At 61.3% G+C, this 21,463-nt stretch carries 21 protein-coding genes and 1 pseudogene; 15 read left to right on the top strand and 7 right to left on the bottom strand.

Annotated elements, in window-relative coordinates; genetic code table 11:
- Positions 1-45 precede the first annotated feature (45 nt).
- From PXK07_RS17875 to PXK07_RS17865, 3 genes and pseudogenes are all read right to left on the bottom strand, one after another.
- On the bottom strand, positions 46-996 hold the full coding sequence (locus PXK07_RS17875; RefSeq protein ID WP_274849683.1) for a calcium-binding protein: 951 nt from the start codon (positions 994-996) through the stop codon (positions 46-48).
- A gap of 112 nt (positions 997-1,108) precedes the next feature.
- A pseudogene (locus PXK07_RS17870) lies at positions 1,109-1,489 on the bottom strand (hypothetical protein); the annotation flags it as partial.
- Between the two features lie 187 nt (positions 1,490-1,676).
- Positions 1,677-2,570: a calcium-binding protein gene (locus PXK07_RS17865; protein WP_274849682.1), complete on the bottom strand. Its 894-nt coding sequence runs from the start codon at positions 2,568-2,570 to the stop codon at positions 1,677-1,679.
- Between the two features lie 165 nt (positions 2,571-2,735).
- Between PXK07_RS17865 and PXK07_RS17860 the strand changes: the two genes are divergently transcribed.
- From PXK07_RS17860 to PXK07_RS17840, 5 genes are all read left to right on the top strand, one after another.
- Positions 2,736-2,909: a hypothetical protein gene (locus PXK07_RS17860; protein ID WP_274849681.1), complete on the top strand. Its 174-nt coding sequence runs from the start codon at positions 2,736-2,738 to the stop codon at positions 2,907-2,909.
- 9 nt (positions 2,910-2,918) lie between these two features.
- Positions 2,919-3,299, top strand: a complete 381-nt coding sequence (locus tag PXK07_RS17855; protein WP_274849680.1) for a hypothetical protein — start codon at positions 2,919-2,921, stop codon at positions 3,297-3,299.
- Positions 3,300-3,399: 100 nt separating this feature from the next.
- Positions 3,400-3,825 carry a c-type cytochrome gene (locus PXK07_RS17850; protein ID WP_274849679.1) on the top strand — a complete coding sequence of 142 codons (426 nt, stop codon included), beginning with the start codon at positions 3,400-3,402 and terminating at the stop codon, positions 3,823-3,825.
- A gap of 9 nt (positions 3,826-3,834) precedes the next feature.
- Entirely contained in the window at positions 3,835-4,176 is a 342-nt protein-coding gene (locus tag PXK07_RS17845; RefSeq protein ID WP_274849678.1) for a copper resistance CopC family protein, read from the top strand.
- Positions 4,177-4,180: 4 nt separating this feature from the next.
- A complete protein-coding gene (locus tag PXK07_RS17840) occupies positions 4,181-5,047 on the top strand; it encodes a copper resistance D family protein (protein ID WP_274849677.1) in 867 nt (288 codons plus the stop codon).
- Between the two features lie 221 nt (positions 5,048-5,268).
- On the opposite strand, the gene PXK07_RS17835 is transcribed toward PXK07_RS17840, so the two are convergent.
- From PXK07_RS17835 to PXK07_RS17825, 3 genes are all read right to left on the bottom strand, one after another.
- On the bottom strand, positions 5,269-8,757 hold the full coding sequence (locus PXK07_RS17835) for a M10 family metallopeptidase (RefSeq protein ID WP_274849676.1): 3,489 nt from the start codon (positions 8,755-8,757) through the stop codon (positions 5,269-5,271).
- Positions 8,758-8,779: 22 nt separating this feature from the next.
- Entirely contained in the window at positions 8,780-9,229 is a 450-nt protein-coding gene (locus tag PXK07_RS17830; protein WP_274849675.1) for a hypothetical protein, read from the bottom strand.
- Positions 9,230-9,435: 206 nt separating this feature from the next.
- Positions 9,436-10,287: a helix-turn-helix domain-containing protein gene (locus PXK07_RS17825; protein WP_274849674.1), complete on the bottom strand. Its 852-nt coding sequence runs from the start codon at positions 10,285-10,287 to the stop codon at positions 9,436-9,438.
- A gap of 188 nt (positions 10,288-10,475) precedes the next feature.
- Here PXK07_RS17825 and PXK07_RS17820 point away from each other — a divergent pair, with 188 nt between their 5' ends.
- The 9 genes from PXK07_RS17820 to PXK07_RS17780 all read left to right on the top strand — a co-directional run bounded on the left by PXK07_RS17820 (position 10,476) and on the right by PXK07_RS17780 (position 19,376).
- Positions 10,476-11,693: an amino acid ABC transporter substrate-binding protein gene (locus tag PXK07_RS17820; protein WP_274849673.1), complete on the top strand. Its 1,218-nt coding sequence runs from the start codon at positions 10,476-10,478 to the stop codon at positions 11,691-11,693.
- Positions 11,694-11,775: 82 nt separating this feature from the next.
- Positions 11,776-12,648, top strand: coding sequence for a branched-chain amino acid ABC transporter permease (locus PXK07_RS17815; protein ID WP_274849672.1), 873 nt, complete (start codon positions 11,776-11,778; stop codon positions 12,646-12,648).
- 3 nt (positions 12,649-12,651) lie between these two features.
- Positions 12,652-13,578: a branched-chain amino acid ABC transporter permease gene (locus PXK07_RS17810; protein WP_274849671.1), complete on the top strand. Its 927-nt coding sequence runs from the start codon at positions 12,652-12,654 to the stop codon at positions 13,576-13,578.
- On the top strand, positions 13,575-14,303 hold the full coding sequence (locus PXK07_RS17805; protein WP_274849670.1) for an ABC transporter ATP-binding protein: 729 nt from the start codon (positions 13,575-13,577) through the stop codon (positions 14,301-14,303). Before PXK07_RS17810 ends, PXK07_RS17805 begins: the two co-directional genes overlap by 4 nt.
- Positions 14,296-15,030 carry an ABC transporter ATP-binding protein gene (locus PXK07_RS17800; RefSeq protein WP_274849669.1) on the top strand — a complete coding sequence of 245 codons (735 nt, stop codon included), beginning with the start codon at positions 14,296-14,298 and terminating at the stop codon, positions 15,028-15,030. Before PXK07_RS17805 ends, PXK07_RS17800 begins: the two co-directional genes overlap by 8 nt.
- Before the next feature lie 17 nt (positions 15,031-15,047).
- Entirely contained in the window at positions 15,048-16,496 is a 1,449-nt protein-coding gene (locus PXK07_RS17795; protein ID WP_274849668.1) for an aldehyde dehydrogenase, read from the top strand.
- A gap of 176 nt (positions 16,497-16,672) precedes the next feature.
- Positions 16,673-17,740: a Hint domain-containing protein gene (locus PXK07_RS17790; RefSeq protein WP_274849667.1), complete on the top strand. Its 1,068-nt coding sequence runs from the start codon at positions 16,673-16,675 to the stop codon at positions 17,738-17,740.
- Between the two features lie 282 nt (positions 17,741-18,022).
- On the top strand, positions 18,023-18,643 hold the full coding sequence (gene rpsD / locus PXK07_RS17785) for a 30S ribosomal protein S4 (RefSeq protein WP_274849666.1): 621 nt from the start codon (positions 18,023-18,025) through the stop codon (positions 18,641-18,643).
- A gap of 160 nt (positions 18,644-18,803) precedes the next feature.
- Positions 18,804-19,376, top strand: a complete 573-nt coding sequence (locus PXK07_RS17780; RefSeq protein WP_274849665.1) for a PA14 domain-containing protein — start codon at positions 18,804-18,806, stop codon at positions 19,374-19,376.
- A gap of 30 nt (positions 19,377-19,406) precedes the next feature.
- On the opposite strand, the gene PXK07_RS17775 is transcribed toward PXK07_RS17780, so the two are convergent.
- Positions 19,407-19,868 carry an Lrp/AsnC family transcriptional regulator gene (locus tag PXK07_RS17775; RefSeq protein WP_274849664.1) on the bottom strand — a complete coding sequence of 154 codons (462 nt, stop codon included), beginning with the start codon at positions 19,866-19,868 and terminating at the stop codon, positions 19,407-19,409.
- 101 nt (positions 19,869-19,969) lie between these two features.
- On the opposite strand from PXK07_RS17775, the gene PXK07_RS17770 reads away from it, so the two are divergent.
- Positions 19,970-21,394, top strand: coding sequence for an aminotransferase class V-fold PLP-dependent enzyme (locus PXK07_RS17770; protein ID WP_274849663.1), 1,425 nt, complete (start codon positions 19,970-19,972; stop codon positions 21,392-21,394).
- The last annotated feature ends 69 nt before the right edge of the window (positions 21,395-21,463 follow it).

Below are 21,463 nucleotides of genomic sequence, written 5' to 3'. Positions count from 1 at the left end.
GGTGCCCAAAGGTCTTCCTGTCAGCCATCGCACTCGCAGCGCTCGTCATTTACTGGCTATGAGTCCTGACCCTAAGGCGTCGTAGTAGGTGTCATGGTCTTGAGCACGCAGAATATCATCATATTGGGTCGCGTAGATTGCCTCGATCGAAGAGCCGGTATCAAGGTATCCAAACGTATCAACAACCGAAAAACTTGGAGTGAAAAAGTTGCTCTCCATGCGAATGCCGCTGCCGCCAATTTCATTTGAATAATCGACAACGTCAAATCCGCCTAACCCAAAAAATAGGTCAGCTCCGGCATTGCCTGTGAACAGGTTGTCCCCACTGTTTCCAGAAAATGTGTCAGCGCTGTTTGTTCCCCAAAACCCTTCGATGGAAATCAAGGTATCCCTATTACCGTAACTATCCGTAGCCGAATTGACTACCAGACTTGCGGTGACGCCATCGGTACCGCCTTCGAAATGATAGTTGGCGATGTCAAAGTCTGAACCACCATTCAGGATGTCGGCGCCGTCCCCCCCTTGAAGAACGTCGAAACCACCGTTGCCTTGAAGCGTATCATTTCCGGCGCTCCCAAAAAGAACGTCGTCAATATGTGATCCGTTTACTGTTTCATCATTGCTCGACGAAAACCTCCCAGCCATCGATAAACCTACGGAGTTTCCGGGCTCGTCGGGTATCCCTGCTTGACTGAACAGCGTCACGTTGTTCGTGAGCCATCTGTCATAGGCGCTTGCGTCGGCAAGCGATGGGAGTGCATCCCCGCCCCCTGAAAGATCCGTGGCATTGGCAAACAAAACGTCAGTCGCAGGCGCCCCCTCGTTGGAGGTCTTGGCAATCGTATAGGTCTGACCAAGCGTCTTGGCGTCTGCAACGATCAGCGCAAAACTGACGGTTGAAAAGGATATCGCAGCCCCGAAATTGTTGTCCGCAATCGCGATGCCAGTATTTGTAGGCTTTGTCATGTTTTTATCAAAATTCCTTTCGGCTGCCATCAGTCAGTCCTACCAACTGAATTCGTCAGCCTGTAACTCCCTTTGGAGCCAAGCATAAGGAAAAACAAATGCGATCCAAGTCGTCTTTTCCCCGCGGGCTGAAAAGACGATTTTAGGCGTTGCCATGGTTCTGAAGGTTGGGCTCAGGCCCAAGACCAGCAATGACAAGTGCCGTGAGGAAGGTTGCTGAGGGGAGAATCTTCGGGCAGCTGCCATCCCGTGTCGCAACGGGGCTCCAATCCTTAGGTCTACCGAACATGATCTCGTTGTGGTTGCGGTGGTTGAAGCGACGTTTGTCAGATCGGGTGGCAATCTTACGTTGCTTTCGGCCGGGGACACAGCCCGGTATACCCTTGTCTTGCAATGCTCCTCTGAACCAGTCTGCGTCATCGCCGTCGTCGTCAAGTGGCTACTCAATATCCGGCACGCTACTCAGCAGCGCCCGCGCGCCGATGTAATCGCGAACTTGGCCAGCGGTGACAAAGACGTTCATGTCCGCCCTGGCCGCGATCGTCTACGTCTGGAGCCGGAGCGATGACTGAGCTGCAGCCCGACGACATCGTGGTCAATCGGACGTATCTGAGGGGCATTTCGAAAGTCAAAAACATCTGATCTGAGTTCTTCGCGTTCACATCAGAAGCCCAAAATACACTCTTGGCTGCGCCAAAATGGAGTTCTACTCAGAAAACCAACGCATCAGATACAGTGCTTAGGTCAGAGCCCAAAACCAGAACGGTTGCTCCGCTATCAACTGAAATCAATACGTCTGAGCCAATCTGCTCAAGAGTCACTGCAGGTGTCTCGGAGGACAGGTGGCGAAACCTCAATGTATCGCCTTCGTGGAAATCAGTAACAACGTCGTCGCCCGAGAACTCTTCAAGCGACGAGTAGTTTCCGAAGACAAAAACGTCGTTGCCTTGCCCGCCCGACAAAACGTCGTTTCCCTGTCCCCCATCCAGCCTATCCTTGCCCTTGCCGCCTGTGAGTGTGTCTTCTCCCTCACCTCCGCCAAGCAGGTCGCGCTGGCGGCCTCCGTCTAGGATATCATTTCCCTGTCCCCCGATAAGAACATCTTTTCCCCGGCCGCCAAACAAGCGATCGTTGCCGTTTTGACCGCTCAGTTCACCGTTTCCCGCAAAGCCGCGCAGCAGATCATGGCCGTCACCGGCCCACAACTTGTCGGCTTTTGAAAGTCCCAAGAGCTTGTCATCGCCTGAAAGAAAAAGGTCATAAAAGCCAACGGACCCCAATAGGCCTGGCCACAGGTCAGTGGCGTCTTCTTCAATGTTCGAAATCAGGAAGAATGGCTTTCCGTTGACTTTGACTTCGTAGCTGTCAACCGGCCCGGAGATTTCCCCTTCGGAGTTTCTATCGAAGTTGCCTGATAAAACGGCCTCGAAACCCCTTGGGTAACGATAATCAACATAAAATATGCCTGTTGCTACTATTTCGCTTGTTGAAACGGATGATAGGTCTCGTATTCTTGAAAAGTCAGTGATCTCGATGTCTGTGTAGTTAAGGCTATCGGCCCTATACCAATCGGATGGATGGGTCAGGACCGTAAAAATAGCCATGTCTTTGCCCAGCTAGTTTGCGAACTGTCTAATGTGTCAGCGTCGCACATGCGTGGAAGCGAAACAAGTTTCAGCGTTTGTTGTATGTTTCTCTCTCCCGTATTTCGGACGCCGACGTGAACGAGGATTGCTGTCTTCTGAGCTGTGGAGGAGAGGGCATCAGAAATGGCGCGGCGACAGAACCATCCGCGTGAGTTCCAGACCAAGGACCCGCTTGCGGCTTTGAAAGGTGAGCGCAGGGTGCGGAACTGGACGGTCAGTTTGAGTTTCAAGGGCGCAACCGGTTTGAAACCGATGCTGATGTGGCAGGTAGTTGCGCTGCGGGCAACCGGCGCCTAAGGTGCAGACATGTCACTGGTGAGGCGCATATTGTCGGCTGCATCGATCGGGCTCCTGCTGATCATGACGGGAGTGGATGGCGCGGTGCATGCCCATACCGGCGCCTGCCCGGGTGGTCATTGCGATATGGCGACCTCTGACCATGCGCGTGAAAATCTGGTGGGCATGCTGGACAAGAGTGAACACGGCGCATCCCATGACCACATTGCCCATGACCACACTGGCGTGGGCGATGACGGCTGCGGACCCTTCACCTGCCACGCCGCCGTTCTGCCCGCTCCGATTGACGATGATGACTTCGCAGCCCTCAAGATCCATTGGGCCGCCGCGCTTCATCCCGTGGCGACGCCGGTGACACCGGATAGCCTGGAACGCCCACCGAACACCTGACCCGCCGGAGCAACGGCGCCGCCAGTCCCGTCTGGCGGCGCAATCGTCAAGGCAGCGCTGCGCCAAGCCGCGTTGCAGCAGACCAGTGTCAGGATAGAGAATGAAACGCAAATACTACCTCTTGGGGGTGCCTGTCGTCGTAGCCGTGGCAGCCAGCTTTCAGCTTGCCTCGGCCCCCGAGCCCGCAACACAAGCACCCGCCGTGGGCGCGCCGATCGTTACGGTCCAGGTGCCGCCCCTGCAGGGCAATGCCGTCATCGGACAGCAGATCTTTGCAAAGCGCTGTTCGGCGTGTCACGGTGAAAACGCCGCAGGAAAAGAGGGGGCAGGGCCGCCCCTGATCCACGTCATCTATGAGCCAAACCATCACGCAGACGAGGCCTTCCAGCGGGCGGTCGCAATGGGCGTCAGAAGCCATCACTGGAGGTTTGGGGACATGCCCCCCGTCGAAGGTCTGACACGGGGCGATGTGGCAATGGTCACGGCCTATATTCGCGACGTTCAGCGCGCAAACGGCATTCAGTGAGGTGAAACCATGAAGACAATTGCACCCTTTGCCCTGGCCGTCCTTTTGGCGACCCAGGCCCTGGCCCACTCCAAGATATCGGGCAGCAGCCCCGCTGACGGAGCCGTTCTGTCACAGCCGCCCGCACGTATCGAGCTGACCTTCGCCAAGCACATCCGGCTGACCAGGGTAAAGCTGCTGTCGCAGGACGGATCCGACAGGCCGCTGGATCTGGGATCGCAAACCAGCTTCGGGCGGGAATTCAGCCTGCCGGTTCACGAGTTGGGCCAAGGGGTCTACCAGATTGAATGGCGGGGGCTTGGCCAGGATGGTCATGCTATGACGGGCGGCTTTTCATTCTCGGTCGAGTAGGCCCATGATGGATATCTGGGGTTTCCTGGCGATCGGGGCGAAGCTGGCACTCTATTTGGGCTTTCTCGGCGCGACGGGGCTGGTGATCGTTCGTCTTCTCTTTGAAGAGCTGACGCGCGCCATCCGGACCGACCTGCAAAAACAAACGGCATGTCTGGCGGCCTTGGGCCTGCTGGGCGCGCTGTTCAGTTTCTCTTTGCGCGGGGCTGCCCTGACGGGGGACATCGGCGGCATGAGCGATGCTGAAATGCTGAGCCTGCTGTGGCAGACGCCGGTAGGCGATGCCCTGGTCTATCGGGGTGCCGGAGCCATGCTCTTGCTGTCCGGCCTGGTCCTGGGGCAGGCTGGATTGTGGATCTCTCTTGCCGGTGGCGCAGCGGGCCTGTGGTCCTTTGGCGTGATCGGCCATGTACCTGACATCGATCAGACCGGCGTGCGCCTGCTTCTTTTCGTGCACCTTCTGGGGGTCGCCTTCTGGGCCGGGATCCTGCTGCCGCTCAGGCAGCTGTCCCTGGACAGCGACAGCACAGCGGTCGCCGCACGGCTCGGCCACCGGTTCGGGCGGCTTGCCGTTGCCATCGTGCCCGCTCTGATTGCTGTCGGTGCCCTCATGGCATGGCTCCTGCTGGGCAGCATGGACGCCTTGCTGACAACGCCCTACGGGCTGAACCTTGTTGCCAAGATGCTGCTGGTCGCGGCCTTGCTGGTCCTAGCCGCCGCGAACAAGCTGCGCTTCGTTCCGGCGCTGCAAGGCGGTCACAGCGGCGCCGGACAGCGCCTCGCGCGCGCCATCGAGATCGAAGCCGTGATTTTCCTCTTGCTGCTTGCCGCAACTGCGCGATTGACCAGCACCGTAACGCTACCGGGATGAGATATTACCGGGATGAGGCCTATGTCCCTGAAGGATCTGAGCGGTTCCGTCTTGCCTGGCGGTTTCGCCGTTCCTGCATAGGCGGCGAACGATATGGCAGGGCGCGGCGTCCGACGTCACCTCATCGCTTGCTTCGGGATGCTTTGGGGTGGGGGGAGCGCCCCCCAATAAAGGCGGCTCCGCAACGTGCTGCGGAGCCGCCTTTGTCGATCAGGGTGGCGTTAGCTGAACCAGTCGATCATGATCTCATCCGTGATCCTGACGCCCTTCAACTGGGCGATCTGCACGGCATCTTCTCCACCTTCTCCATCAGCGTCATATTCGAGCCAAACGGCACCTCCGGCGGCTGACGTCAAAGCCAGATGATCGCTGTCAAATGCGGTCTGCAGATCGGTGCCCAGCTCGATCAGGAGATCATCAATGTCCAGGGTGTCTCCCTGATCACGTTTGAAGTCCTTTATTATGTCACCGACTTCGGAGGTGCTGGAAAAGACAAAGACGTCTGCGCCCGAGCCTCCGGTTAGGAGGTCGATGCCCTCTCCACCGGACAGGACGTCATCGCCGGAGCCACCATCCATGGTGTCTTTCCCGGAGCCGCCACTCAGGGTGTCATCGCCGTCACCGGATCTAACCCAATCGGTGCCGCCGCCGGCATCGATACTGTCGTTCCCGTTGCCTGTGTTGATTGTATCGAGGCCCGCTCCGGCAGAGACGGTATCATCGCCACTTCGAGTCGATAGCAGGTCGTTGCCGTCTCCGGTGGTGATCAGAGAATCGCCGTCACCGGTTTGCACGCGGTTGTCCCCATCTCCGGCATCGATCACGTTGGTGCCCACTCCAACCCTGATCTGGTCGTTTCCGGATCCGGAGGAGATGTGGTTGTCGCCGTCCCTCAGCCGGATCGAGTTTTGGCCATCACCCGCATCAATCGTATGGTTGCCTTCACCCAGCATGATTTTGTCCCAACCGCTGCCCGTGGTGATCGAACTGTTTCCCTCCTGGGCGCGGATCGTGTTTCTGCCGTCACCGGCGTCAATGGTGTGATCCCCGTTGCCGACCATGATTTTATCGGCATCCTGACCAGTTGTGATGGTGCTGTCGCCATCTTGCAGCCTCACAGTGTTTCGGCCATCTCCCAAGGTGACGACGTGCGTGCCGGCTGCCGCCGTCACTCGGTTGTTGCCCTCACCGGCCGAAATGGTGCTGTTGCCCGTGCCGACGGTGATCATGTTGCCGCCAGAGCCCGCAGAAATCAGATGGTTTCCCGCTCCCACCTTGATCCTGTCCGCACCGGAGCCGGCGACGATTGCGACGGTTCCGTTTCCAGTGGTAATCTGGTTGTTGCCATCACCGGCGTCGATGCTCTGGACGCCATCTCCCAGCTTGATGCTGTCATTGCTGGCCCCGGTGGAAATGGTGTTGTCCCCATTTCCAAACCTGATCTGCGCGCTTCCTTCCCCTGTCGATACAGTATGAGAGCCCGCGCCGCCGGTGATCCTGTCGGATCCCTCCCCGGCCGTGATGGTGGCGTTTCCACTCCCGATCCGGATCAGGTTTGTACCTGCTCCGGCGTCAATGGTATGGTTGCCGTCGCCTAGAGTGATCTGGTCCTTGTCGTCGCCGGTTTTGATCCATTTGTTGCCGTTGCCGGACCGGATGGAATTGGCTCCGTCTCCTGCGGTGATGGTGTCGTCGCCGTCACCGCAGGTGATCCGGTCTTTGCCGCTACCGGATGTAATGTCGTTGTCGCCGCCGAGTACCACGATTATGTTGGTGCCGTCGCCTGCGTCGATGACATTGTTGCCGCTGCCGCCGTCGATCCTGTCAGTGCCGCTTCCGCCGATGATCGTGTCGTCGCCGTCGCCACCCTTGATGCTGTTGCGCCCTTCGCCACCGTCGATGATGTCATTGCCCAGACCGCCTTCCATGCGGTCATTGCCTTCGCCGCCAGACAGGCTGTCGTCACCCGCATCCCCATTTAGCTGGTCATTCCCTTCACCACCAACCAGTGTATCGGAGCCATCCATTCCGAACAGGCGGTCATTGCCACCGTTGCCTTCCATCAGGTTGTCCAGCGCGTTGCCATAGCCTTGGTCACCGCCGCTGCCGAAGAGAACATTTTCGATGTCCGATGTGGCAGAGATGGTGAGCGACTTTGAACCGATACGGCCCACGGCGCCATTCTCCAGGAAGATTTTGCTTGCCTTGGTAACGGCCGTCAAATCAATGGTGTCCGTGCCGCCATTGGTGTCGTCAATCAGGCCAAGTGCCGGTGTCCAGTCGTCCTGGAAACTATCCGTGAACGTATATGTGTTGTCCAAGGTTTCTGGTTCCGGCGGCGTGGGCGGCTCGGGTTCGGGCTCCGGTTCCGGTTCTGGTTCCGGCTCAGGAGGCGGCGTGGCGCCGCTGTCGATGATTGCCGCCACATCTGCGCTGGGATCCACCCCTGCCAGGAAGGCCAGGTTGGTTCCACTGCCGTTTTCGATAAGGGTCAGCCAGGATCCGCCTGATCCCGCAGTCAGCCGTACCACGCCATCGGCAACGGCGTCCTCGGCGGTATATCCGATCGCGTCCAGCAGCGTCGTGATATCCACCCGGTCGCCCTCGGCGAGGTTGAAGTCCGTGATCGTGTCCCCTGCGTAGAGGGACTGGTAGACAAAACGGTCGGCGCCCGCGCCGCCAGACAGGGTGTCCACACCATCGCCGCCGATGAGGATATCGTTGCCGGCATTGCCTTCAAGACTGTCGTTGCCGCCGCCGCTTTCGATGCGATTGTCCGCAGTGTTGCCAATGATGTGGTCGTTGCCGACACCGGTGATCGCGTTCTCGATCACGGTGCTGCGGCCAATGGAGAAGTTCCCGATCCTGCCGTTCAGGTTGGAATAGGTCTCTTCACCCAGATTCAGCATTTGATCGTGGCTGCGCGAGCCGAGATTGATCGTATCGGTGCCCCCATTGTCGACAATGGCAACGCTCCAATCGGTCAGCCCCATGCCATGACGGCCCGTCGTTTCACCATCACCATAGGTGGTGTCACCGGTTTCGATGTTTGTCGGGGTGCCATAGAGGCGATGAATGGCCGCGATATCCGCCAGTTGGGCCGTCGCCAGGAAGGAATAGGAGGCGTCGGTATAGGTGTTCTCGGACTGGCTGAAATAGGACATGACCGAAACCTGCCAGCTATCGTTGGCAAAGTTCGCATCGCTGCCGTAGGAGGCGCTGCCATTGTAGTTGCCGGTATGGCCCAGGCCCAGCGCATGGCCAATTTCATGGATGAAGGTCTGCAGGTAGTAGTCGCCATAGGACGACCAGCTGGAGTTCACGTTGACATTGGTGCTGAGAATGGTGGAGCCGCTCGTGGTCGAACTGGCCCAGGCACCGCTCTGATTGTCGTCAAAGGTGATCTGTGCATTCGAGGTTTCGACGAATTCGATGCCGCTGAGGGCGGTCCAGCTGTCCAGCGCCTGTCGGGCGGTTTCCCGGCCCAGCGTGTTGAGACCGGTCAGGTTGACCGTGATCTGCCCCCCCGGTTCCACATCATAGGCACGCAGGGATCGACCGGTGTCCTGCCAAAACCCTTCGGTGAGGTAGTCGGCGACCTGATCGATCGTGTAGACAGGTTTTGTTGCCCATTCGCTTGATGAGCTGGAAACGGAGGTGTTTTCTCCGAATGGTGAGATATGGCGTGTGTTTCCGCAAAGTTCACACATGGTCTGCTCCCCCTGGTGATCGCTAAAAATGTTTCGGGATATTCGCGGAACGGATCAGCTGCTGCGCAAAGGACGCCAGGTCCTCCGCGTTGAGCTGACGGTCCATGACCGAATACTCGAGTACCGGGCTGTCCCCTTTGCGCCCGTCTGCGCTACTCCAGCTGAGCTGCCCCGACAGCCAGCTGTCCGCGCGTCCCCGCTCTGTGAAGTGCAGGGTCAGTGCTGCTTCGGCCGGTGGTTCATCGGCCTTTGAAACCCCGCTCGATCCTTCCATGACCTTGAAGGCGTACCCGGTGACGGCTGCCGCCAGGGCCTCGCCCAGGGCCTCGCACATCGGGCCCATGTCATGCGCCCTGTCCTGAGCGTCGCACTGAAGGCTGACATGCCGTTCTGCCGCATCATCGGCCACTGCGGCAGAGGCCAGCAGCAGGACTGTCGCAGAGGTGCGCGTGATGTCGGAAATCAGGGACATGAGTGTCGGATGCCTTACGGTTCGAGATGGTTCGGGTTTCTCGCGCCGTTCTGGCCGCAGTTATCTTTTTGGAAAGAAAACCGGTCAGGAAGGGGTGCAGCAATCTGGCAAAAATGTGGCAGCCAGGAGTTTCACCAGAAGATTTTCATAGAGATTTAAGAGATTGCGGGCGCAATTTCCTGCATTCGAGCGCCTGTGGTTCCGGCTTAGGGCCAGGCCGAGAATGACGTGGGGCTTGTGCCGCGCGAGGCCATCTTGCGGCGGAACCGCCCCGGGGACAGCCCCTGCGTTCTGGTGAAGAAGCGGTTGAAATAGGCCGGATCGGAAAACCCCAGCCGAAAGGCGATCTGCGCCACCGAGAGCCCGGAGTTCGTCAAAAGCTCCGCGGCCTCGCGCACGAGCGCCTCATGCAGATAGGCCTGCGGCGAGCGGCCCATCGAGCGGCGCACCGCGCTGCCAAGCCGATCCCGGCTGACCCCCAGGGCGTTGGCGTAATCGGCGACTTTCCAGTGATCGCGCAGATGCAGCCCCACCAGTTGCACAAAATTCTGCACCAGGCCGCCGGTCGCCGCAGAGGAGCGGGGCCGCTGTTTGCGGGCGATCCGCCAGATCTGGATCAGCAGCAGGGAAAGAAGGTGCTCGCCGGCAATCTCGGCGGCCGGTTCCGAACCGGAAAGCTCCTCGCGCAGGTTGCGCATCCACCCCGTCATCCGCTCCTCGTGCCCGCTCAGCGGTTCCGACAGGTCGCGGCGCAGCATCTGGGCCAATTCGTCGCCAAGGGCGGTGGCGGGCAGGGCGCGCGCAACGGCGCTGTCGTTCAGATGCAGGATTTCCCCGCGGCTGCCCGAGGTCAGCCGCAGCTGTCCGCGACGACCCGATGACAGCCACACTGCCCGGGGCGCATCAAAGCGCAGCCCATCGGGCTCGCCATCGATTTTCCCGCGCCCTGCCTTGAGCAGCAAAAGCACGCTTTGGCTGGGCGCCAGCGCATAGGTGGTGTCCGCAAGGGGACTGCGAATCTGCCGGGCGATGATCTGAGCTTTCTTGTCGGAAATCATCGCATGGGTCCGGTAGAAGGTGAAAATCGACGCATCAGTGCAATTCTTAGCTTCAAAAGCACATTTTATAAAGCTTCAATTCCAATACCCTGTTCCCGTGGAAGAGAAATCGTCGCCTTCGCAAGGGGGCGGTGCCCGGGCGTCAGGAGGATGTGGTGCCTGGGGAAATCACGACTGGGAGGAGACACATGTCAGTATTTTCACGGCGCGCCTTGCTGCGCGCGGTTCCTGTTGCGCTTGGCTCCATGCTGGCGCTGGGTACACCGGCCCTGGCCGAGGATGCGGCAGCCGTCAAGATCGGCTATGCGGTATCGAAAAGCGGCCCCAATGCCACCGGGGCCGGGATCACCACCATTCCGAACTACGAACTCTGGGTGTCCGAGGTGAACGCCAAGGGGGGCCTCACCATGCCCGACGGCAGCCAGCGCAAGATCGAGGTCGTCGAATACGACGACCGGTCCAGCGCCGAGGACCTGGTGCGCGCCATTGAACGCCTGGCGACCCAGGACAAGGTCGATCTGATCCTGCCGCCCTGGAGCACCGGCGCCAACCTGGCGATTGCGCCCTTGATGGCGCGCTTTGGCTACCCGCAGCTGGCGGTGACCGCGGTGACCGACAAGGCGCCGGAATTTGCCGCGCGCTGGGACCGGTCCTTCTGGATGCTGGGCGGCGGACATGACTATGCCACCGCCCTGGTCGAAGCGCTGGCCGCGGCCCGCGATGCCGGTACGATCAACAACAAGGTTGCGATGATTTCCGTCGCGGACGGTTTCGGGATCGATCTGGTCAAGGCGGCACGTCCGGCCCTGAAGGAAGCAGGCTTTGAGACCGTCTATGACGCCTCCTACCCGCTGGGGACTTCGGATTTCGCCACCATGCTGAACGAGGTGCAGGGATCGGGCGCGGACAGTTTCGTGTCCTTCTCCTACCCGCCCGGCAGCTTTGGCGTGACCAAGCAGGCGATGACCACGGGCTATAACCCCAAGGTGTTTTACATCGGTGTGGGCGGGGCCTTTCCGGTCTATGCCAAGATCACTGGCGGCAAGCAGGAAGGCGTGATGTCCATCGGCGGCGTTGATGCCGCGAACCCGGACATCCAGGCCTATTTCCAGAAACATATCGCCGCCACCGGCAATGCGCCTGACAGCTGGGCCAGCGCCATCACCTATGCCTCGCTGCAGATCATGGAGCAGGCGGTGGCGCGGGTCGGCCTTGATCACGCGGATCTGGCCAAGGAAATCTCGACCGGCACCTTCGACACCATCCTGGGTGAGACCGCGATGGAGAACAACCAGCTGCGCAAGCTGTGGTTCGTGGGGCAGTGGCAGGGTGACAGTTTCGTGGCCGTCAGCCCCGCCGATCGTGCCGGTGCAGGCGCTCCGATGATCCCGAAACCCGAGTGGTAAGAACCCCCGTGCGTATCACTGGGTGAAACTGGTCTGCGGCCCCGAGTGAGGGCCGCAGCACACAAGACTTCAAGGACATAAGATGTTGATCTCAACCCTTCTCCTCGGCCTGGTGCTGGGCGGGACCTATGCGCTCTTGGCGCTGGGCCTGTCGCTGCAATACGGCATATCGAGGATCATGAACCTGGCTTACGGCGAATTCATGCTGCTGGCCTGTTTTGCTGTAACGCTGATGTTCACCGGCTGGGGTGTTGGCCCGCTCTGGGGGCTTCTGGTGGTGGTGCCCCTTGGATACGGGTTTTCCTGGCTGATCTACAGCGTGATGATGCGCCCCCTGGTGAAACGCGCGGGTGGCAGCGGGCGGCTTGAGGTCGACACCATCCTTGCAACCTTTGGCCTCTTGTTCGTCCTGCAGGGGGTGATGCTGGTCACCTTCGGCAGCGATTTCACCTCTTATTCCTACCTCAACACCGGGGTGGAGCTGCTGGGCGTGACCATTGCCGCCAACCGTCTCATTGCCTTTGTGCTGTCCGTCGTGATCGGGCTGGGTCTGTTCACATTGCTGATCCGCACCCGCTGGGGCACCGCGATGCGCGCCGTGGCGCTGTCGCCGGGGTCGGCCTACTTGGTGGGCATCGACGTGGACCGGATGGGGCGGCAGGCCTTTGCGCTGGGCGGTGCACTGGCAGCGGCTGGTGGTGCGCTGATCTCCATGTACCAGACCTTTTCGGCCACCGATGGTGTTGTCTTCACCATGAAGGCGCTGATCGTGGTGATCATGGGCGGGGTCGGCAATATCCTGGGCGCGCTGATCGCGGGGCTGTTCCTGGGGCTGGCCGAGACATTCGTGGCCGCCTTCATCGACCCCGGACTGACCCTTGCGGCCACCTATACGCTGTTCCTGGTGGTGCTTTTGTGGCGTCCGAACGGGCTTTTTGGCAAGGCGGGGGGCTGAACCATGCGGATCACTATCGCAGTTGTGGCCCTTGCCTGTCTTGCAGCCCTTCCGTTCTTCTTTGACAGCTATGGCATCGGCCTTTTGGTGGGGCTTGCGGGCTATGTGACGCTGGCGAGCTCCTGGGCGATGTTCTCGGGGCCGACGCGCTATGTCTCGCTGGCGACGGTCGCCTTCTTCGGCGTTGGGGCCTACACCGTCGCCGTGCTGAACGAGGCGCTGCCCTATCCCTTGGTGCTGCTGGCCGCTGCCGGGATCGGCGCCACCATGGCGGTGCTGGTCGGTCTTTCTACCTTACGCCTTGCTGGCATCTATTTCGTGATCTTCACCTTTGGCCTGGCCGAACTGGTGCGCCAGCTGATCACCTGGTTCGAGGTCAATATCACCGGCACCCTGGGGCGCTATATCTTCCTCGATCTGGAGGCCAAGCATATCTACTGGCAGCTTCTGGCGCTGGGCGCGCTGACCCTGGCGCTGGCGGCCTGGATCCGGCAAAGCCGCCTGGGCCTTGCCCTGCGCGTCATCGGTGATGATGAAACCGTCGCGGCCCACAGCGGCATCAACCTGGCGCGCACCAAGCTGGTTCTGTTTGTGGCCTCCGCCACCATCATCACCCTTGTGGGGGCCATCCAGGCGCCGCGCTGGGTCTATGTGGAGCCCTCCATCGTCTTCAACCCCACCGTCAGCTTTCTGACCGTGATCATGGCGCTGCTGGGCGGGGCAAGCAGGCTCTGGGGGCCGGTATTTGGCGCCGTGCCACTGTTCCTCTTGTTCGAATGGCTGTCAGCCCGTTTCCCGGATCACTTCTCGATCCTTCTGGGGCTGATGTTCCTTGCGGTGGTCTATGCGCTGCCGGACGGGTTGCTGGCAGCCGCTGAGAAACTGCGTGGCAAGGCAAGGGGTGATGCAAAAGGGGAGGCGGCTCAATGAGTGTTCTTCTGAAAACCGAAGGGCTGACCAAACGCTTCGGTGGGCTGACGGCAGTGAATGATGTCTCGCTTGAGGTGCGCAAGGGCGAGGTTCTGGGCCTGTTGGGGCCGAACGGATCGGGCAAGACCACCCTTTTGAACCTTCTTTCCGGTGCGCTGCGCCCTTCGGCGGGGCAGTTCGCGGTGGAGGGCAGGCCGCTGGCTGGCGCACGCCCCGATGTGATCGCGGGGGCAGGTGTGGCGCGCACCTTCCAACTGGTGCGCATCCTGCCCTCGTTGACGCTGGAGGAAAACGTCATGGTCCCGGCGGCCTTTGGCGGCAAACGGCTCTGGGGCAGTGACCTGAGCGCACGGGTGCGCGAGTGCCTCGCCATGGTCGGCCTTGAAGATCGTGCCTCGGGTGTTGCGGCGGATCTTACCTATATCGATCAGAAACGCCTGGAACTGGCCCGCGCCCTGGCTGCCGAGCCGCGCATCCTGTTGCTGGATGAGTGGCTGGCGGGTCTGAACCCCACGGAACTGCACGAGGGGATCGCCCTGATCCGCAGGCTCGAGGAGACCGGCATCACCATCATCATGGTGGAACACATCATGGATGCGGTGCGCGCCCTGTGTCCGCGCTGCGCGGTGATGAACTCGGGGACGCTGATCGCAGACGGGCCAACGGCAGAGGTGCTGGATGATCCTCATGTGGTGGCTGCTTACCTGGGAGAAGAAGATGCTTGAGATCGACAACCTCACCGTCGCTTACGGCAAGCATGTCGCCCTGGATGCGGTCTCGATGGCGGTTCAGCCGGGCGAATGCGTGGTAATCCTGGGCGCCAACGGGGCGGGGAAATCCAGCCTTTTGAAGACCGTCGGCGGCGTGGTGGAGCCGCGTTCGGGCCGGATCAGCCACGAGGGCACCGATCTGGCGACGGTTGCCGCCCATGACCGGGTCGGGCGCGGTATCGCCCTGGTGCCCGAGGGGCGCGGCATCTTTCCCCGCATGTCCGTGGGCGAGAACCTGGCGCTGGGCACCTATCCAGAACGGGCGCGCGAGGGTGTTGCCGCGCGTCAGGCAGAGGTGTTCGAACTGTTCCCGCGTCTGGCGGAGCGGCGACGCCAGTTAGCGGGCACCATGTCGGGCGGCGAGCAGCAGATGGTTGCCATCGCCCGCGCGCTGATGTCGAACCCCGACATCCTGCTCTTGGACGAACCCAGCCTCGGCCTGGCCCCCATCGTGGTGAAAGAGGTCTTTGCTGCGCTCACCCGCATTCGCAGCACCGGCCTCACGCTGGTGATCGTGGAGCAGAACGTGCGCGCCAGCCTGGCGCTGGCCGACCGGGGCTACCTGCTCGAGGCGGGCCGTGTGGTGGGGCAGGGCCGCAGTGACGCATTGCAAAATGATCCAGCGGTCCAGCGCGCCTTCCTTGGCGGCACGAGCGAGCCGCTGGACAATGAAATTTCCTGACAGACGGAGAGAGTGAAATGGATACTCTGAAACTCTTCATCAATGGCGAACATGTGGACGCCGAAAACGGGCGCGCATTCGAGCGCCACAACCCGGTGACCGGCGCCCTTGCCACCACTGCGGCGGCGGCCAGCACCGAGGATGCCATGCGTGCGGCGGATGCGGCGGCGGCGGCCTTCCCGGAATGGTCGGCCATGGCGCCGGGGGTGCGGCGTCGGATGCTGTTGGATGCGGCAGAGGCCCTGAAGGCACGCGGTGACGCCATCGTCGATGCCATGAAGGCCGAGATCGGCGCGACCGAAGCCTGGGCGCGGTTCAACATCATGCTGGCCTCGGAAATGCTGGTGGAGGCGGCGGGCCTCACCACCCAGATCAAGGGCGAGATCATCCCGTCGAACCGCCCTGGCAGCACGGCCTATGCGGTGCGCCAGCCCGCGGGCGTGGTGCTGGCCATGGCGCCCTGGAATGCGCCGGTGATCCTGGGCGTGCGCTCTATCGCGACGCCGCTGGCCTGCGGCAACACGGTGGTGATGAAGACCAGTGAACTTTGCCCGCGCACCCATGCGCTGATCCTGGAGGCCGTCGCCGAGGCAGGCCTGCCCAAGGGGGTCGTCAATGCGATCTCCAACGCGCCCGAGGATGCGCCGGAGCTGGTCGAGGCGCTGATCGCACATCCGGCGGTGCGCCGCGTGAACTTCACCGGCTCGACCCGTGTTGGCCGTCTGATCGGGGAAATCTCGGCCCGTCATCTGAAGCCGTCGCTGCTGGAACTGGGCGGCAAGGCGCCCTTCATCGTGCTGGAGGATGCCGATATCGATGCGGCCGTGGCCGCTGCGGCCTTTGGCGCCTATATGAACCAGGGGCAGATCTGCATGTCGACCGAGCGGATCATCGTGGTGGACGAGATCGCCGATGCCTTTGTCGATGCCTTTGCGCGCAAGGTGGAGACCCTCACTGCAGGTGATCCGACCGAGGGCAAGGCGCCACTGGGATCGGTTGTAAATGCCGCCGCGGCCGATCGCATCCGCGAGTTGATCGAGGATGCGGTGCAAAAGGGCGCACGCCTGATCGGCGGCGGTGGCTCTGGCACCATCCTCAATGCTGCGGCCCTGGATGGCGTCACCCCGCAGATGCGGCTTTATTCCGAGGAAAGCTTTGGGCCGGTGACCTCGCTCATCCGGGTCAGCGATGCGGATGAGGCGGTGCGGGTTGCCAATGAAAGCGACATGGGCCTGTCGGCAGCCGTCTTCGGGCGCGATCAGGCGCGGGCGATGAAGGTTGCCGCCCGTATCGAAAGCGGGATCTGCCATGTGAACGGGCCAACCGTGCATGACGAGGCGCAGATGCCCTTTGGTGGCGTCAAGGATTCTGGCTATGGCCGCTTTGGTGGCCAGTGGGGCATTGCGGAATTCACCGACCTGCGCTGGATGACCACGCAGGACGGCGGCATCCACTACCCGATCTGATCGCTCGCAGGCAGCCGTCGAACCTGCGGCTGCCTGCTGTTCAACCCTTGCGGTCGTGTTGCGCCGCTGCGTCTTTGGGTGCCATGAGTTCCTGGCTCCAGGGATTTTTCCTTTGTGCGTGGCCCGTGGATTGCTACTCTCTGCCCAATAACAAAAACTGAGGCAGGCAAAGAGCAATGAAAACGGGCTTTACCGGCACGTTTGTCATTTCTTGGTCGCAAACGGAATTGGATGGTCAAAGACCCGCGTCGCCAGAGGCAGTGCGCGTGGGATCTGCGTGGTCCTGGCGTGGGGAGGCCCTGCGCCTGGATGGTCCGGCCGATCTGTTGCGCTTGGAAATGAACAAAGATGAAGGCGATCTGCGCCAGCGCGCGGCGCGCTCGGTGCGCAGGCTTGTCGGTGCTGCGGGGGTTGCGCCCTGTGTCGCTGCGGCGACGGCGGCAAAGGGGCAACTGGCGGACCGGTGCTTTACCCTCACCAATGGGATCGACCGTTACACGGGCACCCTGATCGAGGTCGCGCCGGGCAAGACTCCGCTGCTGATGTTCGTGGACGAATTGCCGCCGCGCGATACCGATCTTTGGGTGCTGAAGCAACGGCTCTGCGGAGACGGGCAGCGGGGCGCGCGGGCGACACCCGACAGCGGGATGATCTGTTTCACGCCGGGCACCTTGATCCAGACCCCCGATGGGGACCGCCCGGTCGAGCGCCTGCGTGAGGGCGACCGGGTGCTGACCCGTGACAATGGCCCGCAACGGATCCAATGGATCGGTGCGCGCCGGATGACCGGGGCGCGGCTGTTTGTTTATCCGCATCTGCGGCCCGTGCGCCTGCGGGCAGGGGCCTTGTCCGGCGGGCGCCCCGGTGAGGATCTGCTGGTTTCCCCCGATCACCGGCTTTTGCTGCGAGGGCGTCATGTGCAGGCGCTGTTCAACACGCCCGAAGTTCTGGTGGCAGCCAAGGATTTGATCAACGGCAGCAGTATCATGACCGACATGCGTGTGCGAGAGGTCACCTATGTCCACCTGCTGCTGGAGGATCACCAGGTGCTTTGGGCCAATGGGGTGGAAAGCGAAAGCTTCCATCCGGCCAATGCCGCCCTTTCGGCCCTGTCCGATCGGGATCGCCAGCGGTTGGTTCAGCTGTTGCCTGCGGTGCAAGACGACCCGTTCAGCTATGGCGCCTTTGCACGCCGCAACCTGAACGCCAGCGAGGCCGCGATCCTGCGCCATGAAGCGGCCTGAGGCCGTCTCGTGGCAGGGTGAACGCTCTGTCAGATGGGCTATTGACTCGGGGGGATAGCTCTATATAAGCGCGGCTTCATTGGTGTTGGTGGCCCCCGCAAGGGGATGCCTGTCATGGGGAGGTCCATATGGACCAAACCAAGAGGACAACGCCCTTTATAGCCGCCGTTTGTCCGGTTGCGTTCTGGCTGATCCGGTTTGCTGGCCCTCGCGTCCGCAATCCGCAAAGTGGGAACCGGTTTTCGGAACAAATTGCGGAGCCACGAATAAAGGAGATCAGCCGTGACCAAACGCACGTCTGCCAAGTACAAGATCGACCGCCGCATGGGCGAAAACATCTGGGGCCGCCCGAAGTCCCCGGTCAACCGTCGCGAATACGGCCCCGGCCAGCACGGCCAGCGCCGCAAGGGCAAACTGTCCGACTTCGGTATCCAGCTGCGCGCCAAGCAGAAGCTGAAAGGCTACTACGGCGATCTGACCGAGAAACAATTCCGCCGCATCTACGGTGAAGCCGAGCGTGTCAAAGGCGACACCGGTGAAAACCTGATTGGCCTGCTGGAGCGCCGCCTGGACGCGGTTGTCTACCGTGCCAAGTTCGTTCCCACCGTCTTTGCTGCCCGTCAGTTCGTGAACCACGGTCACGTCCTGGTCAACGGCAAGCGCGTGAACATCCCCTCCTACCGCGTGAAGGAAGGTGACGTGATCGAGGTTCGCGACAAGTCCAAGCAGATGGCTGTTCTTCTGGAAGCCACCCAGCTGGCCGAGCGTGATGTGCCCGATTACATCGAAGCCGACCACTCCAAGATGAAAGCCACCTTCGTGCGCACCCCGGCGCTGGGCGATGTGCCTTACCCGGTGGTGATGGAACCGAACCTGGTCGTCGAATTCTACGCCAAGAACTAAGCGACTTCCCATTTTGTGGGATTTCTATTGGGCTGCCCCTGCGGGCGGCCCTTTTTCATTTGGGCGGCTTTGGATTTCCGTTTGTCGAACCGGGATCCCGGGCGCTAAGCTGTTGTCCGAGACGCGCAGGTTGGTTGAACCTTTGAAGTGGAGACCCAGGATGAAAGCACTTATGGCGGTATGGTCTGCCGTGGCCTCAATGGCGCTGGCCGGATCTTTGGCGGCAGAGCCGGTAACGCTGCAGCCCGCCGATCCCCAGCCGGGTAAACTGCGTGCCGGGCTTGCGGTGATGTATGCCTATCCCCAGGACGTGCGCGATCTGACCGAAGCCTCTGCCGCGTTGAAGCGTGGGGCAGAGGTCGGCCGTCCCCTGGCTGGGCTGGATCATCGCGACACCAATGAGGGGGATAACACGCTGACCTCCAATCGGGCGTTGCATGTCGCGGCCCGGATCAGCGGCTACGTGCGGTTCGACAAGCCGGGCGTCTACAATATCGACTTTCTGACCAATGACGGATTGCGAGCCAGGATCGGTGGGCAGATCGTCGGGGAATTCGACGGTCGCCAATCCTGTGACACCACGGTGATGACCGAGGTTAAGGTGCCCGTTGCGGGCTGGTATCCGCTTGATGCGCTGTATTTCCAACGTCTTGGCACGGCCTGTCTGCATATGCGGATGGGACCCGAAGGAAAGCGGTTGCGGTGGATGCCCGATGCGGCCTTTGCCCATTAGCGGGTTGTTTTCGGCAGGCGTGCCTCTGCCTCAAAGCGGCAGGGGCCGTCCTTCGGCAATGGCCTCCATCGCGAAGTAAGAGGTCACGCTGTCCAGCTCCACGCCGGAAATCAGCCGCTGATAGACCTTGTCGTAGCTGGCCATATCCTCTGTGACCACCTTCAACTGGTAGTCGTAATCGCCTCCGATGCGGTGGAAATCCACCACCTCGGGGATGGTCAGAACATGCCTGCGAAAGCGCTCCAGCCAGTCGGCTGAATGATGGCGGGTGCGCAGCATGACGAAGACCACCAGGTCCAGCCCCAGTTGTGCCCGATCAATCCGCGCCGTCGCCCCTTTGAGAACGCCTGCATCATTCAGCGCCTTCAACCTGCGCCAACAGGCGTTCTGCGACAGGCCGATCTTTTCGGCCAATTCCCGCTGCGAGAGATTTGCATCCTGCTGCAAGGCGCGCAGAAGCATTCTGTCAATATGATCTATCTTGTCTGGCATTTGTAGATCATATGACACAAAAATTGGCAATTTCAATCAAAACTAAGTGGGAATTCCGCGATCTGAATGGGTCAAGATGTGTGAAAGACGCGGAGAAACAGATGCCTTTCACACAGCTCAAGCAGACCCTGAAAACCGCAGCCCAGGATGGTAGCCTGGCGGCTGACCTTATTGGCGAGGGCGCCATGCTCCCAGGCCCCGATGGTCCAAAGCCGCTGGTCTATGCCGATTACGTTGCCTCGGGACGGGGGCTGCGGCAGGTGGAGGATTTCATCGTCACCGAAGTCTTGCCCTATTATGCGAACTCCCACACCGAGGCGTCTTATTGCGGGGCCCATATGACCGGCCTGCGCCGTGCAGCCCGGGCGGAAATCGCCCGGCTCACCGGCGCCACAGAAGAAGACGCGGTGATCTTTGCCGGATCGGGGGCGACCGCGGGGCTCAATCGGCTGGTCAGCCTCCTGGGGGTCAACGAGGCCCGCGCGCCCGTGGTGTTCATCGGCCCTTATGAGCATCACTCCAACATCCTGCCCTGGCGCGAAAGCAAGGCGGTGGTCGTCGAGATCCCCGAGGCGCCAGGGGGAGGCGTCGATCTGGGGGTGCTGCAGCAGGCGCTCGTGGAATATGCCGCCTGCGATCTGAAGATCGGCAGTTTTTCGGCGGCCTCCAATGTGACCGGTGTTTTGACCGCCCCGGATCCGGTCAGCGCCCTTCTGCATGAGCATGGTGCGCTTGCGGTCTGGGACTATGCGGGCGGCGGGCCTTACCTGCCGATCGACATGGGGGGGCATGGCGGCGCGCGCAAGGATGCCATCGTCCTCTCTCCGCATAAATTCCCCGGTGGGCCAGGGGCGTCGGGTGTGTTGATCGTGAACAAAAAGGCTGTGCGGCGCCGCGCGCCGTCATGGCCGGGGGGGGGTACGGTCAGTTTCGTTTCGCCCTGGGCGCATAGCTATAGCGAGGATCTGGCGGCGCGCGAAGAGGCCGGCACCCCCAATGTGATCGGCGATATCCGCGCAGCACTGGCGTTTCTGGTGAAAGAGGCGGTTGGCGCGCAGCGCATCGCCAGGGAGGAGGCGCGATTTGCACAGATGGCCCGCGCCGGTTGGGAGGGGAACCCGCAGCTGACCTTGCTTGGCCATGCCAGTGCGCCGCGCCTGCCGATCTTCTCCTTCACGGTGCGGGGGGTATCGGGCCGCCCCGTGCATCAGCAGCTGTTCACCCGCATGCTCAGCGACTTTTACGGGATCCAGGCGCGTGGCGGCTGTGCCTGTGCCGGACCTTATGCGCATCGGCTGCTGGGCATCGACGAGGCGGAGTCCCGCGCGCTGCTGTCCGATCTGCGGGCCGGGCAGGAACTGCGCAAACCCGGCTGGGTCCGGCTCAATTTCTCCTACCTGATGCGCGACGAGACCGCGCGCTATATCATCGACAGCGTCAACGATCTGACCCGTCGCGCTGAAGGATTGGCGCCGCGCTATGAGGCGGACCCGGCGACGGCACGTTTTCGCCCACGTGCGGCCTAGGGTCAGGACTCATAGCCAGTAAATGACGAGCGCTGCGAGTGCGATGGCTGACAGGAAGACCTTTGGGCA

Source organism: Phaeobacter sp. QD34_24, assembly GCF_028890115.1.
GTDB lineage: Bacteria > Pseudomonadota > Alphaproteobacteria > Rhodobacterales > Rhodobacteraceae > Phycobacter.
This window is presented reverse-complemented; position numbering and strand designations above follow the sequence as displayed.

Excerpts from the sequence above, each read along its gene's own strand:
- PXK07_RS17795 (WP_274849668.1), top strand. The coding sequence starts at position 15,048 with ATGGATACTCTGAAACTCTTCATCAATGGCGAACATGTGGACGCCGAA.
- PXK07_RS17860 (WP_274849681.1), top strand. The coding sequence starts at position 2,736 with ATGGCGCGGCGACAGAACCATCCGCGTGAGTTCCAGACCAAGGACCCG.
- PXK07_RS17865 (WP_274849682.1), bottom strand. The coding sequence starts at position 2,570 with ATGGCTATTTTTACGGTCCTGACCCATCCATCCGATTGGTATAGGGCC.
- PXK07_RS17770 (WP_274849663.1), top strand. The coding sequence starts at position 19,970 with ATGCCTTTCACACAGCTCAAGCAGACCCTGAAAACCGCAGCCCAGGAT.
- PXK07_RS17825 (WP_274849674.1), bottom strand. The coding sequence starts at position 10,287 with ATGATTTCCGACAAGAAAGCTCAGATCATCGCCCGGCAGATTCGCAGT.
- PXK07_RS17840 (WP_274849677.1), top strand. The coding sequence starts at position 4,181 with ATGATGGATATCTGGGGTTTCCTGGCGATCGGGGCGAAGCTGGCACTC.
- PXK07_RS17790 (WP_274849667.1), top strand. The coding sequence starts at position 16,673 with ATGAAAACGGGCTTTACCGGCACGTTTGTCATTTCTTGGTCGCAAACG.
- PXK07_RS17855 (WP_274849680.1), top strand. The coding sequence starts at position 2,919 with ATGTCACTGGTGAGGCGCATATTGTCGGCTGCATCGATCGGGCTCCTG.
- PXK07_RS17800 (WP_274849669.1), top strand. The coding sequence starts at position 14,296 with ATGCTTGAGATCGACAACCTCACCGTCGCTTACGGCAAGCATGTCGCC.
- PXK07_RS17845 (WP_274849678.1), top strand. The coding sequence starts at position 3,835 with ATGAAGACAATTGCACCCTTTGCCCTGGCCGTCCTTTTGGCGACCCAG.
- PXK07_RS17775 (WP_274849664.1), bottom strand. The coding sequence starts at position 19,868 with ATGCCAGACAAGATAGATCATATTGACAGAATGCTTCTGCGCGCCTTG.
- PXK07_RS17875 (WP_274849683.1), bottom strand. The coding sequence starts at position 996 with ATGGCAGCCGAAAGGAATTTTGATAAAAACATGACAAAGCCTACAAAT.
- PXK07_RS17805 (WP_274849670.1), top strand. The coding sequence starts at position 13,575 with ATGAGTGTTCTTCTGAAAACCGAAGGGCTGACCAAACGCTTCGGTGGG.
- PXK07_RS17850 (WP_274849679.1), top strand. The coding sequence starts at position 3,400 with ATGAAACGCAAATACTACCTCTTGGGGGTGCCTGTCGTCGTAGCCGTG.
- PXK07_RS17815 (WP_274849672.1), top strand. The coding sequence starts at position 11,776 with ATGTTGATCTCAACCCTTCTCCTCGGCCTGGTGCTGGGCGGGACCTAT.
- PXK07_RS17810 (WP_274849671.1), top strand. The coding sequence starts at position 12,652 with ATGCGGATCACTATCGCAGTTGTGGCCCTTGCCTGTCTTGCAGCCCTT.
- PXK07_RS17835 (WP_274849676.1), bottom strand. The coding sequence starts at position 8,757 with ATGTGTGAACTTTGCGGAAACACACGCCATATCTCACCATTCGGAGAA.
- PXK07_RS17780 (WP_274849665.1), top strand. The coding sequence starts at position 18,804 with ATGAAAGCACTTATGGCGGTATGGTCTGCCGTGGCCTCAATGGCGCTG.
- PXK07_RS17830 (WP_274849675.1), bottom strand. The coding sequence starts at position 9,229 with ATGTCCCTGATTTCCGACATCACGCGCACCTCTGCGACAGTCCTGCTG.
- PXK07_RS17820 (WP_274849673.1), top strand. The coding sequence starts at position 10,476 with ATGTCAGTATTTTCACGGCGCGCCTTGCTGCGCGCGGTTCCTGTTGCG.